Source organism: Acetobacter sp. P5B1, assembly GCF_018811985.1.
GTDB classification, from domain to species: Bacteria; Pseudomonadota; Alphaproteobacteria; order Acetobacterales; family Acetobacteraceae; genus Acetobacter; species Acetobacter cerevisiae.
The window spans coordinates 20,501-38,286 of the sequence record NZ_JACRVS010000026.1; the positions used below are offsets into that span (position 1 = coordinate 20,501).

Annotated in this window: 13 protein-coding genes; 4 read left to right on the forward strand and 9 right to left on the reverse strand. The window is 52.4% G+C overall.

The features are described from left to right. Window positions 1-33: 33 nt before the first annotated feature. The gene (locus tag KP703_RS12775; RefSeq protein ID WP_215755224.1) at window positions 34-696 is read right to left on the reverse strand and encodes a glutathione S-transferase; all 663 of its coding nucleotides are present in this window, start codon (window positions 694-696) and stop codon (window positions 34-36) included. Between the two features lie 147 nt (window positions 697-843). Between KP703_RS12775 and KP703_RS12780 the strand changes: the two genes are divergently transcribed. Further along, on the forward strand, window positions 844-1,410 hold the full coding sequence (locus KP703_RS12780; RefSeq protein WP_252354066.1) for a TetR/AcrR family transcriptional regulator: 567 nt from the start codon (window positions 844-846) through the stop codon (window positions 1,408-1,410). Window positions 1,411-1,571: 161 nt separating this feature from the next. On the opposite strand, the gene KP703_RS12785 is transcribed toward KP703_RS12780, so the two are convergent. The 3 genes from KP703_RS12785 to KP703_RS12795 all read right to left on the reverse strand — a co-directional run bounded on the left by KP703_RS12785 (window position 1,572) and on the right by KP703_RS12795 (window position 5,109). Next, complete coding sequence (locus KP703_RS12785) at window positions 1,572-2,465, reverse strand: alpha/beta fold hydrolase (RefSeq protein ID WP_062271306.1); 894 nt, start codon at window positions 2,463-2,465, stop codon at window positions 1,572-1,574. Window positions 2,466-2,545: 80 nt separating this feature from the next. After that, window positions 2,546-3,907: an MFS transporter gene (locus KP703_RS12790; protein WP_215755225.1), complete on the reverse strand. Its 1,362-nt coding sequence runs from the start codon at window positions 3,905-3,907 to the stop codon at window positions 2,546-2,548. Between the two features lie 44 nt (window positions 3,908-3,951). Continuing rightward, a complete protein-coding gene (locus KP703_RS12795; protein WP_215755226.1) occupies window positions 3,952-5,109 on the reverse strand; it encodes an iron-containing alcohol dehydrogenase in 1,158 nt (385 codons plus the stop codon). A gap of 163 nt (window positions 5,110-5,272) precedes the next feature. Here KP703_RS12795 and KP703_RS12800 point away from each other — a divergent pair, with 163 nt between their 5' ends. After that, window positions 5,273-6,172 (forward strand): LysR family transcriptional regulator, encoded by a 900-nt coding sequence (locus KP703_RS12800; RefSeq protein ID WP_215755227.1) that lies wholly within the window; start codon window positions 5,273-5,275, stop codon window positions 6,170-6,172. Window positions 6,173-6,341: 169 nt separating this feature from the next. On the opposite strand, the gene acs is transcribed toward KP703_RS12800, so the two are convergent. From acs to KP703_RS12820, 4 genes are read right to left on the reverse strand one after another with little or no spacing between them, the layout of a single operon-like run. After that, on the reverse strand, window positions 6,342-8,363 hold the full coding sequence (gene acs, locus KP703_RS12805; RefSeq protein ID WP_215755233.1) for an acetate--CoA ligase: 2,022 nt from the start codon (window positions 8,361-8,363) through the stop codon (window positions 6,342-6,344). Window positions 8,364-8,415: 52 nt separating this feature from the next. Continuing rightward, window positions 8,416-9,348, reverse strand: coding sequence for a methylisocitrate lyase (prpB, locus tag KP703_RS12810; RefSeq protein WP_215755228.1), 933 nt, complete (start codon window positions 9,346-9,348; stop codon window positions 8,416-8,418). Then, a complete protein-coding gene (prpC, locus tag KP703_RS12815; protein ID WP_215755229.1) occupies window positions 9,345-10,514 on the reverse strand; it encodes a 2-methylcitrate synthase in 1,170 nt (389 codons plus the stop codon). Before prpC ends, prpB begins: the two co-directional genes overlap by 4 nt. A gap of 33 nt (window positions 10,515-10,547) precedes the next feature. Continuing rightward, entirely contained in the window at window positions 10,548-12,110 is a 1,563-nt protein-coding gene (locus KP703_RS12820) for an MmgE/PrpD family protein (RefSeq protein WP_215755234.1), read from the reverse strand. Window positions 12,111-12,241: 131 nt separating this feature from the next. Between KP703_RS12820 and KP703_RS12825 the strand changes: the two genes are divergently transcribed. After that, window positions 12,242-13,681, forward strand: a complete 1,440-nt coding sequence (locus KP703_RS12825) for a short-chain fatty acyl-CoA regulator family protein (protein WP_215755230.1) — start codon at window positions 12,242-12,244, stop codon at window positions 13,679-13,681. 180 nt (window positions 13,682-13,861) lie between these two features. Here KP703_RS12825 and KP703_RS12830 read toward each other — a convergent pair whose 3' ends face one another. Next, a complete protein-coding gene (locus KP703_RS12830; protein WP_215755231.1) occupies window positions 13,862-17,518 on the reverse strand; it encodes a Hint domain-containing protein in 3,657 nt (1,218 codons plus the stop codon). A gap of 67 nt (window positions 17,519-17,585) precedes the next feature. Here KP703_RS12830 and KP703_RS12835 point away from each other — a divergent pair. Then, window positions 17,586-17,786, forward strand: a 201-nt coding sequence (locus KP703_RS12835) for a transposase (protein WP_215754528.1), incomplete at its 3' end; no start/stop codon positions are given.

Here is a 17,786-nt window from a genome sequence, read left to right on the forward strand (position 1 = left end):
GAGCGGGAACCCGACCCAACCGGCATGGTCGCCTCAGGCGCAGCATGACGTGATGGGGCGCGCAATAATCGCCAGCTGTTCCCGAACACCTGGACGTTCCTGCATTCTGGCATACCACGCCAGAAGAGCCTTGCACTCCTGAGGAATAGGCAGATCCACGATTGCAGCAAATATAAACCCTCCAATCACAGCGATATCCGCCATTGAGAAAGCATCTCCGGCAATAAAAGGCTGTTTCCTCAGGACAGCATCAAAATAATGCATACCGCCCAAAGCCTTGTCACGCTGATAAAGGCCCCATTCCCTGTTCTGATAACGCTCCACTTCAGGACCAAGGCCAGCCGTCGCATGGTGAAAGTAGACGCTGATAGCATCCAGCATCTCGATTTCAGCCCGTTTGGTCATCATCTGGATCACGCCTTTTTCAAGGGGCGTTCGGCCGGTCAATGTTGGGTTCCCGTCAAGTGTATCCAGATAGACTGTGATTGCTGTACATTCAGCAAGAAAGGTTCCGTCATCCAGTTCAAGAACAGGCACTTTACCCGAATAATTCCTGCTCCTGAAATCAGTTGTTTTATGCTCGCCTTTCCACAAATTGATCCGAACAAACTCTATTCTGGACAGCATTTGCTTTTCAGCCAGAGCAATCCGCACACGCGCTGGATAGGGCCCTGTAGGCCAATCATAAATTTTCATAACAACTCACCTCATTTTGACGGAAACAAGCCTCTTGCAGCGCACATTACGACTCTGCCTGTCACATGGTAGGTAGATTTTGATATGCCTTCCATTTCTGGCCGTCAACGCTTATCTATCAGGAGGTAGGGAGACGATCGTAAAACGATGACCACAACGCATACGAGTTCCAGAGAGGCTATTCTGACGGCAGCCAGAAAGGCTGCCCAGACACGAGGCTACCATGGCCTGAATTTCCGTGATCTGGCTAAAGAAGTAGGGATCAAACCAGCAAGCATCTATTATCACTTCCCTAGTAAAGCCGATCTGGGAGCCGCAGTGGCACAACGCTATTGGGAAGATACCAAGGCCGATCTTGAAACCATGCAGAGGGAAACTCCAGATCCTCTTACATGCTTACGCCGGTATCCGGGAATATTTCGTCGCTCACTCGAAAACGGTAATCGCCTGTGTCTTGGCAGTTTCATGAGCGCTGAATATGATGATCTGCCTGATGCGGTAAAACACGAAGTTCAGATCTTTACTGACATCAATGTGGCATGGCTGAACACGATCCTCTCCCGGATCAATCCTACGCCACTCCAAAACACTGGGCAGGCACGAGCCATCTTTGCTGCTGTGTCCGGGGCACAACTCATGGCAAGAAGCCAATCGGATGTTGCTCTTTTCGACGAAATTATTGAGAGTTATTGCAACGCCGGCCTATTGGGATAGAATTTCTGCCACGACATCGTTCCCTCATACTCCGGTATGGTGTTTCACACCAAAATTGCATGACGAGCACGTACAAGACTTTAATACGCAGGAATAGAAACCGCAGTCACTTAATATACCGAACTCATTTAGCTAAAATGCGTGAGATTTTAATGAGCATCTCAGAGAAACTCTTCAAGCCGCTTGAGGAGTTCTTCTGGAGCTTCTTCCTGTGGGCTGTGTCCACAGTCAATCGGGTATCCCCGGACATCCATGCCTTTTTCGCGCCATGTCTCCACAACGTCATATAGCGCGCCCACTGTGCCGCGTGCGCCCCACAACGCCAGTAATGGCGCTTGGATCCGCTTATCCGCATCGGCTGCATCATGCACAAGATCTATACCGGCAGCGGCCCGATAGTCTTCACATCCCGCATGCCGCATTGCCGGATCAGCGTAACAGCGACGATATTCAGCCATCACGCGGGGATCGACTGACCCCGGTATCTTGATCTGTCCCGCTATGTGGTTTTCCAGAAAGAAATCAGGATCCCCATCAATCAGCTTTTCCGGCAATGGATAGGGCTGGATGAGGAAAAACCACCAAAAATAGCTTCGGGCGAACTCCATATTGGTTCGGGCATACATCGTTGCAGTGGGGGCGATATCGATCACTACCAGTTTTTCCACTGCCTCTGGTGCGTCCAGCGCCATGCGATGCGCCACCCGCCCTCCCCGGTCATGCCCGACAACCCTGAACCGTTTAAACCCAAGTGCTTTCATGACACCAACCTGATCAGCTGCCGTCGCACGTTTGGAATAATTGGCGAGATTTACCCCTCCTTCCGGCTTGGCGCTATCGCCATAACCGCGCAGATCGGGGGCCACGACGGTAAAATGTTCCGCCAATGTGGGTGCAACCTTGTGCCACGTCAGGTGCATTTGCGGATAGCCATGCAGCAGAAGCAATGGTGGCCCCTTCCCGCCAATAGCCATACGGATCCGCACGCCTTCCACCTCAATATCCTGCCAATGAAAGCCGGGGAACAATTCTGGGAACGTCCTGATCGGGCTCATGATCGTACCTATCCTTATTGAATCAGACACATCATGATGGAGTAGAATATTTTCGTTTTTCTTATCCTGTTTACGGAAGATCAGCCTTCGCCGATGCCTTCGTGTGAAAGGGAGACAATCCGGGTGCGCTCGCCTTTGCGCACATTCAATGTTTCAGGCACCCAGAAGAGAGTGACAAAGAAACCGATCAGGCACAGGCCCATAGGGTAGAGCAAACCTGCATAGGGGTTCCCTGTCTCTGTAACCAGCCAGAGGCTGACCAGCGGCAGAAAGCCACCGAAAATCCCGTTACCAATATGGTAAGGGACAGAAATGGACGTGTACCGCACATTGGCAGGAAAGCTCTCCACAATAAACGCACCATAGGGGCCGTAAACTGCTGCTGCGATGACCACCAGAGCAAACACACAGGCGGAAATTGTCGCATAACTCGTGTTTTCTGGCGTGATAGCGTGGCGAATGATGGAAAAGATGGGAATGTACAACAGGACAGCGGCTGCCATACCGACCAGAGATAGGCGTTTACGCCCAATCCGGTCAGACAGTGCACCAAACAGTACAAAAAAAGGCACTCCCAGAAACGCCCCGACAGCAACAGACAAAGTTGCAGGCAAGAAAGGGACCTTCATAAACGTCTGGATATAATACAACGCATAAAACTGGGCCGTGTAGAACGTAACGGCCTGTGCGCACGCTACCCCAAAGAGGAACAAAAGAATACGCCGCGCATTTCCGGGGATACGGAAAGCATCACGCACCGGAGATTTGGATAGTTTGCCCTGCTTATGCATTTCCACAAATACAGGAGATTCAGAAAGCCGAAGGCGAATACGTAAAGAGACAGCCACCAGAACAAAGGATACCAGAAACGGTATCCGCCAGCCCCATGTGCCAAAAGCATCCTCCCCCAACCACACCCGCAGGATGAGCACCATCCCCAGAGACAGCACAAAACCACCGGAGGCCATGGCCTGAATGTAGCTGGCCCATTTCCCGCGTTCACCAGGTGGAGAATGCTCCGCCACATAGGTTGCGGCCCCGCCATATTCACCACCCAGAGCCAATCCCTGCACAATACGCAACAGAATCAGCAGAACGGGCGCCACATAACCGGCAGTTTCAAATGTGGGCAGCAGGCCAATAGCCGCAGTAGAACTGCCCATGATAAGCAGCGTAATTAGAAAAGTTGTTTTCCGCCCGACACTATCGCCCATGTACCCAAATATCAGGCTACCCAGCGGGCGTACGGCAAATCCGGTAGCAAAGGTCGCGACACTAATGAGCGTTGCCGCGACATCATCACCCGGCGGGTAAAACAAGCGGGCAAAGAAAATGGCCAGACTCCCATAGAGAAAGAAATCATACCATTCAATAACTGTACCAACACTTGAAGCCAGCACCAGAGAACGCATAGAACGTTCTGTTTTTTCGCGGGATATCATGACTCTATTCTCCTGACAGGAGTTTTTTGATTTTCTGGCTATAGTCAGGCCCAGACTTTTCGATACAGATCAATAATCTCTGTCTGCCCCGGCACACGCGGGTTGTTGGCGGGCGAGCCAGACGCCAATGCCTGCTCAGCCATAAGGGGCAGAAGATCGTTCCAGCAGCTTTCCTGAAGCCCGTAGGAACTGGGAGAGGGGACATCCAGTTCCCTGTTACGTTCACGGAGTGCTGCAACAAGTGCGGCACAGGCCGCCTCGTCTTCCGTGCCAGAGGGCAGAATACCCATCACACGAGCGCAAGTCGCATAACGTGACTGCGCCCCCGTCACAGACCACGCCGTAATTTCCGGCAGCAACATCGCGTTTGAAAGCCCATGGGCAACATGAAAATGTGCACCGATGGGGCGACTCATGCCATGCACAAGGGCTACAGAAGCATTAGAAAATGCCATGCCCGCTTCAAACGCCCCCTGCATCACCTGTTCTCGCGCTTCGTGATTGGAAGGGTCTTTGCAGGCGATGGGAAGTGCGTGCCAGATACGTTTCATGGCTGCCAGTGCCAGAGCATCCGTAAACGGAGAGGCTCGTTTGGACACATAGGCTTCGAGTGCGTGGGTCAGCGCATCAATGCCCGTATCAGCCGTCAGACGACGCGGCATGGTTAAAGTGAGTTCGTAATCGACAATGGCAATATGTGGCAGATAGGCGTAGCCCGTACACAGCATTTTCTCATCGGTTTTTTCATCCGTGATGACTGTCACGCGCGTAGCTTCAGATCCTGTGCCCGCCGTAGTGGGAATGGCAATAATGGGAAGGCCAGCCTCATCCTGCACGTGGGGCACCTTAAGGTGTGAAGGAGCGCCCCCATGTCTGGCCAAAACCGCTACCATCTTGGCGGTATCAATGGGGCTGCCACCACCAAGACCGATCACACAATCATAAACGCCGCATTTCAACGCGGCCAATGCGGCCTCCACTGATGTGACTGTGGGATCGGGCACGGCATCAGAGAACGCGCCTGACTGAATATCTGCTTTGGCCAGCAGAGTTTGCACTCTCTCCAAAAGGCCGGACTTGGCCATGAATCCATCTGTAATGATGAAAGGGGCTGAAAGCCCGGCCTGCTTTAATGCTGCGGGAAGCTCATTAAGAGCGCCACCCCCGATACGGACCAGAGAGGGCAGATAAAGTGCTGTCATAGCCTTATCTCCTGTGAAAAGTTACGGTGAGAACCGCTCCTTTCCAGCTGTTGTTCTTGTTCAGAGAGTGAACGCGCAAAAGGCATCACAAGAAAATCAGGAGATTTCGCCCACTTGATGTGCAAATCTGCACAGAATATAAAAAACAGGAACTTTTTATTCCATGAAACGCAGCCTGGACTGGAGAGATCTGCAGTTTTTTCTGGCTGTAGCGCGATCGGGATCACTCTCAGAAGCAGGTCGTTTGCTAGGCGTTGATCACGCAACTGTGGGCCGACATATTGTTTCTTTAGAAACATCGGTCGGCAAAACGCTGTTTGAACGGCATCTGCGGGGCTATGCGCTAACTCGTTATGGCGAAGACCTGTTAACCACGGCTGAAGCCATGGACCGCGAAGCGACGCTCCTGGCACAAGTAACAAACCCGGCTCATGGATTAACGGGAACCGTGCGGATTAACGCGCTTGAAGGGTTTGCCAGCTTCTTTCTGGCGTCCCGCATTGGCTCACTGTTGGTGGATAACCCTGCCCTGACACTTGAAATTCTGACGATCCAGCAGATTGTCGCACTCTCGCGCAGGCAGGCCGATATCGCCATCACCGTGACGCCGTCAGAGGATGATCGGTTTGTATGCGAGAAGCTGACGCCGTATTATCTGTGCGTTTACGCTTCTCGTTCATACCTTGACAGAGAAAAACCTATAAAAAAACCAGATGATTTTTCATCGCATCTGTTTTCTGGTTATGTGGATGAAATGATTTTTATGCGGGAGCTGGATTATCTTGGCCATCTTGGCGTCTCACGCAAAATGGTGCGTCTTCAGAATTCCAGCGTGCAGGCACAAATGGAAGCCGCCTGTTCCGGCTTGTGTATGGCAGTCCTGCCGACCTTTGTTGCCGCCACACGCCCTGAACTGGTCCCCGTTTTACCCCAGCAGGTTAGGCTTGAACGCAATTACTGGCTGATCACACGTGTTGAAGAGCAGACCAGTGTTCGCATAAGTCAGCTCTGCAGCTTTATACGGAACGAGGTAAAGAAAGGCGAAAGCCTGTTTAGGTTATAAAAATGAGGAGAATGATAAATTGAAAGGGTGCTCTCTTCATTTGTCGCAATAATAAGTCCCAGTCAGGACGAATCAGTATGATCTGAAAACGCCAACCTCTCCCAATTCACTGTAACGATTTATACTGGCATGATGGCACGGCCAGCATAAACCGTTATCAAGTGATGTTTTACGATACGTCCCTGACACCGCTAAAAATGTCATTTCTCTCAGAACTTTTATGAACGCGGCACTTGTTCTCTAAAAACATCTGACTCCTTACGCGCTCGCATAAGGTCGATATGATCGAAGGATCGCTCAAAGCTGAAAGGTCGCCCAGTGTCTCGGTTTCGCCGCTGGCAATTTTGCGAAGAAGACGCCTGACGATTTTTCCAGAACGGGTACGCGGCAGGTCAGGCACCAGATACACTGCCTCTGGCGCAGCATATCGTCCAATCAGGTTGACGATAAGACGAGTGACATCTTTTTCATCCACACTGGTAACAGCGGCCCTGTTCGGGATAGCAAACACAACCAATGCCTGCCCTTTGACAGAATGCGGCACGCCCACAGCAGCACATTCTACAATACGATGATCTTCACCTAAGATATCCTCAACTTCTGCCGTCCCCAAACGATGCCCGGCAATGTTGATGACATCGTCCATGCGGCCAGTAATCCAGTAATACCCATCCTCATCACGTCTTGCCCCATCTCCTGTAAAATACAATCCTGGCGCCATAGAGAAATACGCCTGACGGAAACGCTCATGGTCTTTCCAGAGAGTACGACACTGGCCGGGCCACGAACGCGCAATGCATAATGCACCATCGGCAGCTCCCATTTCTGCCTTACCAGCGGAATTAAGAATAACCATTTCCACTCCGGGTAAGGGCATAGTTGCAGATCCGGGCTTGAGGGCCTGTACACCCGGAATTGGCCCAAGCACCACGCCAGCTGTTTCAGTCTGCCACCACGTATCTGCTACCGGACAACGCTTCTTGCCCACAACATCATGGTACCATAGCCATGCATCCGGGCTTATTGGTTCCCCCGCAACGCCAAGCAACCGCAAAGAGCTCAGATCACGCTTTTGCGCAACACCCTCTCCTTCCGCCATCATCGCCCGAACAGCGGTGGGGGCTGTGAAAAGCATGGTCACTTTATAAGCATCTATCAGGTCAAACCAACGCCCCGGATAAGGAAACGTCGGCAGGCTGTCCGAAATCATGGTCGTGCCACCATTGACCAAAGGTCCGTATACAACCGATGTATGCCCTGTAATCCAGGCTACATCTGCGGTGCACCACAGTACATCGTTTGGTTGGTGGGTATAAACCATGCCCATCGTGTAAGCAGCCCAAACCATATAACCGCCCGTCGCATGGACAACAGCCTTTGGTTTGCCTGTGCTGCCAGACGTATAGAGCATGAACATGGGATCTTCCGCACGCATGGCAACTGGCACAAAGTCAGCCTCGAAATGATCCACAAAATCATGATAATCATAGTCACGGCCAGGCAGCATGGGTACGGCTTCATCAGATGTACGAACAACCAGCATGAATTGCACGCTGCTGTTCTCACCTGCTCTTTTCAAGGCTTCATCCAGTGTGTCTTTGTAAGGTACCGCCTTGTCCCCTCGCCATGCCATGTTCCCGGTAATGACTGCAACTGCGCCGCTATCAACCAGCCGCTCGGCCAGACCCTCAGCAGAGAATCCACCAAACAATACAACATGAATCGCACCAATCCGTGTGCAGGCCAGCATGGACACAATCGCTTCTGACACCATGGGAAGACAGATCGCAACACGGCATCCTTTCTTCACGCCAAGGTAGGTCAATGCGTTGGCAAGCCGACAAACGCGTTCATGCAGGTCATGATATGTCAGGCTTTCAGAACGGCCTTCAGCCTCACGCTGGCTAATCAGGGCGACCTGATCTCTCTTTTCGGTCAGATGCCGGTCTATGCAACAGACTGACGCATTCAGTTCCCCATCTGCAAACCAGCTGATGGAAACATCTTTTTCAAAACTTCCCAAAAATCCTTGCGTCGGTTTTCTGAACCAGTGAACACGTTGTGCCTGTTCCAGCCAGAACGCATCCGGGTCAGTTCGCGCTTTTTCACGCATACCCTGCAACTGCTCGGGCGTCATGATCGCTGGGTAATCTGGATAGGCCCCTGCGGGAATTACTGTGTGGTCGGTCATGTTTGCATACCCCTTATTTTTTATATTTTCTGAGGGATAAAGCTCAGCGCTTTCAGGCCGCAGAGCGGTCGCTCTGCCCGACATGGGGGAGAACCGTGGCCACAATGCCTGCATCGAGCGTTTCATAATCATAATACCGAAGTGTGTTGTACAGTTCTTCCCGCGTCTGCATGCGCCCCAGCATTTCTTCGGTGCTGCCGTTACGTGCAAGAGTGTCATACAGATCAGCCTGCGCCTTGTTAGCGGCACGAAGAGAGCTGACCGGCCATATGATCATGCTATAGCCCATCTGCTCGAACTCTGAGGCTGTAAAATAGGGTGAACGTCCGAACTCCGTCATATTGGCAAGAAGCGGGACGTCCGGAAGTTGGCTCGAAAACTCTCTAAACATGTCTGCAGAAATCAGAGCTTCTGGAAAAATAGCATCGGCGCCTGCCTCATGATACAGGCGGGCACGCGCAACAGCCCCTTCCAGCCCTTCAGAACCAGCGGCATCTGTCCGGGCGATAATCACCATATCCCGTCGGGCACGGGCAGCGGCCGCAACTTTCTGCGCCATCTCGTAAGGTGAGACGAGCTTCTTGTCATTCAGATGCCCACATTTTTTGGGAAGGATCTGGTCTTCAATGTGCACGGCCGCAGCACCGGCTTCCTCAAATGCGCGCACCATATTCATCACATTCAGGGTTTCACCGTACCCTGTGTCTCCATCCACAAGCACAGGCAACCCGGATGCTCTGACGACCTGACGAATGAAGAAGCAGACTTCATCTATCGTAATAATTCCGAGATCAGGCAGACCCATGCTGGCCGTCATGGCGGCCCCAGACAAGTAAAGCGCGTCAAACCCACGATCTTTTGCCTGAAGTGCCGCCTGCCCGTTATGTGCTCCCGGAATCTGCATAATCCCTTTTGCAAGCATCATGTCTCTAAAACGCTGCCCCGCTGGCGTTGCGGGAAAATTTGCGCCTACCAGATAGGTCATGCTGCGTACTCCAGTCCATCACGTTCACGCAGGGGGATCAGGGGGCGTGCATCCGGCCCTGTATAATTTGCTGAAGGACGAATGATTTTCCCGTCCTGCCTTTGTTCCATGATATGCGCGCACCAGCCTGTGACGCGGGCAATCACAAAAATCGGTGTAAACAGACTCGTTGGAATATCCATCGCATTATAAGAAACCGCACTGAACCAATCGAGGTTGGGAAACATCTTCTTCTGGTCCGCCATCACGCGTTCGATCCTTTCGGCAACATCATACAGCCGCATTGTTCCATTCCGCTGCGAAAGGTTTCTTGCTGTTTCCTTGATAATCTCGTTGCGTGGATCGGCTAACGTGTAAACCGGATGGCCAAAGCCGATCACCACTTCCTTTGCTTCCAGCCTGCGCCGGATATCGGCTTCAGCATCATCCGCTGTCAGGTACCGTTTCTGGATATCCAGTGCGACCTCATTCGCGCCTCCATGCTTGGGTCCACGCAAGGCCCCTATGGCTGCTGTGACCGCAGAATACATGTCAGACCCTGTTCCAGCCACCACACGAGACGTGAAAGTGGAGGCGTTAAACTCATGCTCTGCGTACAGAATAAGCGAAGTATGCATAGCCTGAACCCAGTCATGGGGCGGGGTATGACCATGCAAGAGATTCAGGAAATGCCCACCAATACTCTCATCATCCGTCATGGTTTCGATCCGCCGTCCATGATTGGAATAATGATACCAATACAGAAGCACAGAGCCCATTGAGCCGACCAGCCTGTCTGCAATTTCCCGCGCACCGGCTACCGGGCAATCGCTCCGCTCTGGCAAGGCACAGCCCATGACGGACACTGCCGTGCGCAATACATCCATCGGATGTGTAGACGCCGGGAGGCGCTCCAGGGTGGCGCGCACAATATCAGGAATATCCCGCATACTTGCCAGATGCCGTTTATAGCTTTCCAGTTCTGCTGTGTTGGGCAGATAGCCATGGATAAGAAGATAAGCGACCTCTTCAAACAAGCAGTTACGCGAAAGGTCTTTAATATCATACCCCCGGTAATGCAGGTCATTCCCACTATGACCGACAGTGCTAAGTGCTGTGTTTCCCGCCACAGTGCCAGACAGAGCAACTGATTTCTTGGGTTTCGTGCTGTGAAGTTCGGTATGCATGTGTCTCGCTCCCTCACCTTACTGAATACTGAGTCAGGTCATCAGAGCTGCGCACTGACGTGCGCCTTCAGACCCAGACCCAAGCTGACCGAAATTAAAAATGCTTTCCACGCGATTGAACTGCATATCTTGCGGAGGAATGCTCAGTTCAATCTGATGCAGTTCTCCCGCTGCAAGGTCAGGAAGTTTCTGCACAACGTTCAGAAACCGCTCCGCCTCTGATTTTGGGACAATGCCTCCTGAAAGGGTCAGAAATTTTCTGATATAATCATCCCGGTTCCATGGCATAGCCCCAAGAGTGTGTGCGTTAGCAACAGCCAGTTCATCCGCCAGCACACGGCCATCTTTCATGCGGATTATAATACGCCCCCCAAAGGCTTTTCTATCCGGATCACTTTCATGATACCGTTCTGTCCACTCCGGTTTTTCAACAGTGTGTATTTTCTTCCATAAGCGCACAGTATCTTCCCGCCGAGCCCGTTCCGGCTCATAGGAGCGGACGTGATGCCAGCATCCATCCTGCAAAGCCACGGCCACGATATACATGATTGAATGATCCAGCGTTTCACGCGACGCCTGAGGATCGAACTTCTGCGGATCGTTCGACCCGGTACCGATCACATAATGCGTGTGGTGACTCGTTTCGATCAGCACATCCTCGACATCATCCCAGTTCGTAATGTTTTCACCCATACGAAAGGCAAGGTCTATTAAAGCCTGGCTTTGGTATTCTGCTGAGTGCTCCTTGGTAAACGACGAAAGGATAGCGCGCTTTGGTTCACCCGGTTTAGGTAAAGGAACCTGATACAAGGCATTTTTCCCACCCAGCATCCAGGCTATAACGCCATCTTCTCCTTCATAGATGGGGGCCGGTGCAGTTTCACCCAGCATGGCGCGATCAACTGATTCTACGGCCATTTTCCCTGCATGCGCCGGCGCATAAGCTTTCCAGGAGGATATTTCCCCTTTTCGGCTTTGCCGCGTGGCTGTGGTGACATGCAACGCCTGACCAATTGCCTGATAAATGATCGAAGGTGGCAGACGCAGAAGCGTGCCGATACCCGCAGCGACAGAGGGGCCGAGATGCGCAACATGGTCAATTTTATGCTTGTGCAGGCAGATGGCACGCGCCAGATCAATCTGGATTTCGTATCCCGTGGCGATGCCACGGATCAGGTCTGCTCCACTCCGCTTACACTGCTGCGCTACAGCCAGTATGCCCGGAATATTATCCCCCGGATGGGAATATTCAGCTGCCAGGAACGTATCATGAAAATCAAGCTCCCGGACGGCCGTTCCATTGGCCCAGGCCGCCCATTCTGCATGCACACGCACATCCGACCCCATGCCGAACACTGTGGCACCAGCCTCTCTACGATGCGCGAGAGCCTCTGCACGGGCACTCATGACAGAATGGCGGTTGACTGAGGCCATCGCAACAGCTGCATTATCAATCATCCGGTTGATAATCATATCGGCCACAGGAGCCTCGACCCCCACAGGATCCGCCGCAACCTGTGCAATTTTCCACGCCAGTTGCTCAGCGCAGGCCAACCTCTCGCTTTCCGGATGTACTCTTACCGCATGGTTTTGCATGGTGTAGTCCCTTGCCATTTTGTGATCTGGAAGAGACATTCGCAGACTGTTCTATAAATCGGCAGGGGAATAAGAGTAGAAAGAAGCAAATGAATTTGCACCAGTTGCAAAGTCTGTGAAGGTCTGTCGGCATGTTCAGAACAAAAATAAAACTTTTTGCCGGAAACCGTCTGCAACAGTTGCGCAAGCGTGAAAGCCTGACGCAGGCTGCCATGGCTGAGCGCGTGGGGATTTCGCTCAGCTATCTGAACCAGCTTGAACGCAACCATCGCCCGCTGCCCAACCACCTCTTGCAGACCCTTTGTGAACGTTTTGCTCTAACGCCATCCTGGTTTAGTGATACGCGGGAAGCCCACACCATACAGGCTCTTCGAGAGACAATGGCTGACCCTGTTTTTAAAACGGCCCCCCTTCCCTTTTCCAAAATGACAGAGGCTGCAAATCAGAGTCCGGAACTCTGCCAGGCTTTTTTAACTCTCTATCGTGCCTATAGTTTTCATCAGGAAAGGCACTGTGAAGCGGCCTTGCCTTCCTCCCCCGCTCTCGAACCATATGAAGCTGTGGGAAACTGGGTGCAGGAGCATGGAAATTATTTTCATGAACTGGATCGAGCTGCAGAAGAATTTTATAAAACTCTTACCGTTGAAGATAGGCAGCCAGACGCCGCACTGACCCAGCATCTTTACGCGCGCCACGGGCTGCATATTGTTCAGAATGCCGATATGGAGAGCCGGGGGCTCGTCTGGCGGATTGACCAGCATACACGTCAGATCCACCTTCCCCATAATCAGCCTCATGAAAGCACTTTATTTTTTCTGGCTCAAATTATTGGCCAGCTTGAACAGAGCCGACTGATAACAGATATCCTGCGCCGCGAAGGGCCCAAAGACCATAATGCTCAGGAACTGGCGCGTGTCTATCTTGGCAATTACTTTGCTGGCGCATTGATCTTACCCTATACCCGATTTCTGGAACGTGCTGAAAAATTGCGTTATGATATTGATGAATTACGCCGCCATTTTTCCGTCAGTTTTGAGCAGGTCTGCCATAGACTGAGCACTTTGCAACGCCCTGGCGCAGAAGGAATTCCTTTCTATTTCCTCAAATTGGACATTGCAGGAAATATTCTCAAAAGTTTTTCTGCGAATCGTTTTTCTCAGGCCAGGTTTGGTGGCCCGTGTCCTTTATGGAACGTCTTTCGAGCCTTTGCGACACCCGGACAGATTCAGGTCCAACTTTCCCAAACAACGGATGATGCTATCTACCTCAACGTGGCCCGTACCGTCGGTCATGAAGGATCAAGCTATGCAGATCGTCCACGACAAATCGCTATGGTCCTAGGTTGTTCAATAGCGGATGCCACTAAGACCGTGTATGCAGCAGGCCTTAATCTGGAAGACCACACTATGGTTGTTCCCATTGGCCCCGGATGCCGGGCCTGCCTGCGCGACCAGTGCAGGCATCGTTCTCTCCCGGTATCAGGCCGCATGCTGGATACGGGTAGTCACGCGCGCGGTGTTGTTCCCTATCGGGCATTACCTGAAGGGGAAAAACTTACCAAAGGTATATAGCTCATAGAAAGGTTTATATAATCATTTCATTCGCTTGAACCGCTATATCCGATGAGCAAAAGGCAACCATGGATCGCCATGACGTCAATTAACGGTTCTTCAATCTCCCCAGCCGGTGGCTTGTAACAAAAAAAGCCCTGCCCTTTACAAAAAGGGCAGGGCCTTTCCTGTTTATAACCGTTAGCCTGCAACCTGAAGGGCGTTGGGCTCGGTTGAAGATTTCTGCATTACATAGGGACCTGCTGCGACAATCTCAATGCTCAGCATCCGCAGACCGGTCCTGGAAGCGGCAGGAAGAGGTAGAGTGGCATTGCCGTTGGTCCAGCGATGCGGAAGAGCTTCCTGTGCTTCCCACCCGTCAAGATCAGACCGGTCGAGATGTGCTGTAATGGCATGCTCTGTCTTGCTATCAAACAGGCAGACCTGCCCGACCAGAACGCCGAGATGTCGACGGTCGTCCACAAACGGACCGACTGTCTGACTGGGGCGACTTGTACGGGTAACGATCTGCACCGTATCGATATTAGCAGGGATGATAAACGTGACCTTACCCTTCGTATCCCGAATGGGGCGAATGGTCTGTCCCTGCTGTGTGATCAGCTGGATGTCCGGATCTTGCGTCAGGTCATGGGCTTCGGTTTGAGTTGGTAGCCCACTCTGAGCAGCACGATCAGCAAGTTTGTTGAATAGAGGCTCGACAACGCCTCGTTCTACGCTCAGGCAAGCTGCGCCGTGGTTTTCCCAGGTTTTCTGAGAAGCGTGCGGCACAAACCGGATCACGTCGCCATCCTGACGGAAGGTAGAACGGTTGCCTGTGTCCAGATAGCTTTCCGTTAGCGTGTTGTTTGCCCAGATAATGGAATGCTCTTCCGTTTCAATATGGAAGTAGTCATAGGATGTAATGGAGCGATCATAGAAAATGCTCTGCCCGTTGACGAGCATACGCACCGGCACAAATGCATCCTCAAAGAACAGGCAATGCTCGGGTGTGACCAGAAGATCCTCACATGGCATTCCATCAGCAATCGCATCTTTGAGGATACGCACCGGATAGCCAGCTTCGTCCTCAGCCAGATTGGTCTTGACCTGCATGGACTTGCGACCAGTCCAGGTTACAGCACGCTCAACGGCAGTCTGTGCTTTCCAATTCCATGTCATGATGCTGTCGCCAATGTTCAGTTTTTCAACAGCGACATCCCCAGACGGCGTGCGGATCATGGAGCCGGCAAGGAAGCAGACTTCGTAAATCACGTCACCATTCGCAGCAGTTTCCAGACTGAAGCCCTGGCTTTTAACATTGGCAATATTCAGGGTGACAGAGCCGCCCTTCGCCAGCGTCAGTTTAACCTGATCATCACTGGGGTAAGAAACACTGGTGACATCAGCATTCTTAAGACCGGCCAGTTCAATCCCATCAGAATCACCGGCAGATGTTCCGTCAAAGCTGCTGAAGACTGTAGAAATTGTTACGTCGCCGCCGTTATCCGACAAACCGGAAATGACAACACCCGTATTGTCGCCCCCATCCATGACGATGGTTCCGCCTGCATCTTTGAACAGTGTTGCTGAGCCACCTTTTTCCAGGGTCGTAATACCGCCAAGGGTGCCTTGACTATCAACTTTCAGGATGCCGCCGCTTGCAATAACGGAATCGTTTGCTGTGGCCTGAACGCTAACGTGGATTGTCGCGCCATTAGCGACCGTCCCGCTATAAGATGCAGCTCCGGCCTGCAGCGTAATATTGGCTTTTGCACCCGTAGCGCTCGTGTTGTAGACTGTGCCTCCGGCTGCAACATCCTGCCCTGCAGACACAAGTGTTGTGTCATAAGCCGTGCCCATAACCTGCTCAACAGCATTAGCACCGCTCAGGTAGTCGGATGTGACTGTGCCGCCTTTGGCAACCACGATCCTGGGAATGCCAGTGCCCGGTGCAATTGCTGAAAGGGCAGAAGCCGTTGCACCATTGAAGATGGTAATAAAACCCTGGTTACTGACAACGGTGCCACTCGCAAACCCGTTAACACCCACAGTGGCACTACTGACCATAACGCCGCCGTAGAGCTCACCCCCAGAACCAATGGAGATCGTGCCTGCAAGGTTCCCGCTGCTACCAGCGTAGACTTTACCGGACGTGGTGCCGTCCCCTGCTACGTTAACGTCGCCCGCAACACCACTGGAGAACCCGCTGAGATAGCCGCCGTCACTCAGGTAGATCGTTCCACCGGCTACAGTGGTACCAACTGCACTTCCGCCAGCCGAAATAATCTCGGTGCCGCCGTTGCTGACTGTCGTGTTCAGATCAACACCGGTAGAAAGTACATTTAACGTCCCACCGCTTGAAACTGTTCCAGCGATATTGGAGCCGTTCACATAGCCACTGCCGCCGCTTACGAGAGTAACGTTGGACAGAGTGGTAGCACTTGCTGCGCTGATCATGCCGCTGCTTGTAACTGTTGCGCTGACAACGGCGCCACTAGCCACAAGAGCGCTTGCCGTCGGACCTGTGACGGTCGTGTTAGACGCTGTGCCGCCATTGACCTGCAGAGAACCGCCATTGTTGATGACAGAGCCACTGGCCAGAGCACCCGTTTTCACGGCAATTTTTGCACCGCTGTCAACCGTTGCAGCGTACGCCGATGCAGCGGTCCCCTCAAGCGTCACGTTGCCTTTGGAACCCGTCGCAGAGGTATAGTACGCCACCCCGGACCGAATATCCTGCCCTGCAGAAACCAGAGTTGTATTGGAGGCTGTGCCGCCAGAAAGCTGCTCAACTGCCGCTGCGCCGCTCAGATAATCGGATGTAACTGTTGCACCACTATTTACAACAATTTTCGGAATGTCGCTTCCAGCGATAATCGCTGAAATGGCGCTCCCGGTGCCCCCGCTATTAAATGCGATTGTGCCAGCGTTATTGCTAATGACTGTGCCACTCGCCAGACCGCCACTATTAACATTGACGGTTCCCTTGCTGACAACGACGCCGCCATTCAGCGTGCCACCGGAATTAATGGCAATGGAGCCTTTTAACAGACCAGAAACGTTCCCGTTCACAACGCCGGAAGACGTATCCGTTCCCGCGACAGTCGCATTGTTCAGGGAACCCTGGTTTCCTATGGTGACAGTGCCGCCGGATACAGTCGTGTTTGAAGCTGTTGCTGCCGCAACGATTGTCTGAGTGGCCCCAGAGATTACAGTTGTTCCTGTTGTCGTCGCGTTTGCATACACGACCTCAGATGTACCCGAGTTATAAAGGGTATCACCAACGGCACTCCCGGAACGCACATTAATCGTGCCAGAAGACGCCGTTACACCACTGATGACACCGCCAGAAACGTTGACTATACCACCAGAAACGGTAGCGTCGGAGGCCGTGCCGCCAGTCTGAACAACCAGCGTGCCACCACGCTGGATTGTATCGCTCAGAGATTTACCTCCGGCAGAAACAACCTCACTACCACCGGACTGCACCGTAGTGGAAACAGACTGGCCCTGACTGAGAACATTCTCGGTCCCGCTCGACATCACGATGGCGCCAGACGTGGTGCCCCCATTCGCGTTCAACACAACACCAGACGCAATCGCGCTGTCGTATTCGCCACCCGAATAGACGTTGATTGTTGCGCCAGAGGTAAAAGTTGTGCTCGAAACCTGACCACCCGAAGAGATATTAACGGTGCCACCAGCTGCAACAGTCCCGTTGGACAGGCCTGCGCCATTTTGCAGAGTCACGTAAGCGCCGGAACCGGATACGGTTGCGGACTGAATGGAAGCGCTGTTTGTGGCAGAGATAGATCCGGATGTCTGAATGTTAGCGCTGCTGACAACACCTCCATCCATTAGAACGGAATCACCATTGCTAGAGGGTGTTATGTACTTTCTGGCGTAAGTGTTCCAGAACAGATGGATGAATACTGCCCGCAAACCGTATCCGTCTGATATCAGTGACGAAGAGTGGTCTCTGATTGTTCCATACCTCCTTTTGATGAAAGAAGATGCGGACCAGCGACACCATAATCTGAGAGAGTTGTTCAACGGTCTTCGGTATGTGATCCGTTACGGCATTGCATGGCGTGCGATGCCGAACGATCTGCCGCCATGGACTGCG

Excerpts from the sequence above, each read along its gene's own strand:
- KP703_RS12775 (WP_215755224.1), bottom strand. The coding sequence starts at position 696 with ATGAAAATTTATGATTGGCCTACAGGGCCCTATCCAGCGCGTGTGCGG.
- KP703_RS12780 (WP_252354066.1), top strand. The coding sequence starts at position 844 with ATGACCACAACGCATACGAGTTCCAGAGAGGCTATTCTGACGGCAGCC.
- KP703_RS12785 (WP_062271306.1), bottom strand. The coding sequence starts at position 2,465 with ATGAGCCCGATCAGGACGTTCCCAGAATTGTTCCCCGGCTTTCATTGG.
- KP703_RS12790 (WP_215755225.1), bottom strand. The coding sequence starts at position 3,907 with ATGATATCCCGCGAAAAAACAGAACGTTCTATGCGTTCTCTGGTGCTG.
- KP703_RS12795 (WP_215755226.1), bottom strand. The coding sequence starts at position 5,109 with ATGACAGCACTTTATCTGCCCTCTCTGGTCCGTATCGGGGGTGGCGCT.
- KP703_RS12800 (WP_215755227.1), top strand. The coding sequence starts at position 5,273 with ATGAAACGCAGCCTGGACTGGAGAGATCTGCAGTTTTTTCTGGCTGTA.
- acs (WP_215755233.1), bottom strand. The coding sequence starts at position 8,363 with ATGACCGACCACACAGTAATTCCCGCAGGGGCCTATCCAGATTACCCA.
- prpB (WP_215755228.1), bottom strand. The coding sequence starts at position 9,348 with ATGACCTATCTGGTAGGCGCAAATTTTCCCGCAACGCCAGCGGGGCAG.
- prpC (WP_215755229.1), bottom strand. The coding sequence starts at position 10,514 with ATGCATACCGAACTTCACAGCACGAAACCCAAGAAATCAGTTGCTCTG.
- KP703_RS12820 (WP_215755234.1), bottom strand. The coding sequence starts at position 12,110 with ATGCAAAACCATGCGGTAAGAGTACATCCGGAAAGCGAGAGGTTGGCC.
- KP703_RS12825 (WP_215755230.1), top strand. The coding sequence starts at position 12,242 with ATGTTCAGAACAAAAATAAAACTTTTTGCCGGAAACCGTCTGCAACAG.
- KP703_RS12830 (WP_215755231.1), bottom strand. The coding sequence starts at position 17,518 with ATGGATGGAGGTGTTGTCAGCAGCGCTAACATTCAGACATCCGGATCT.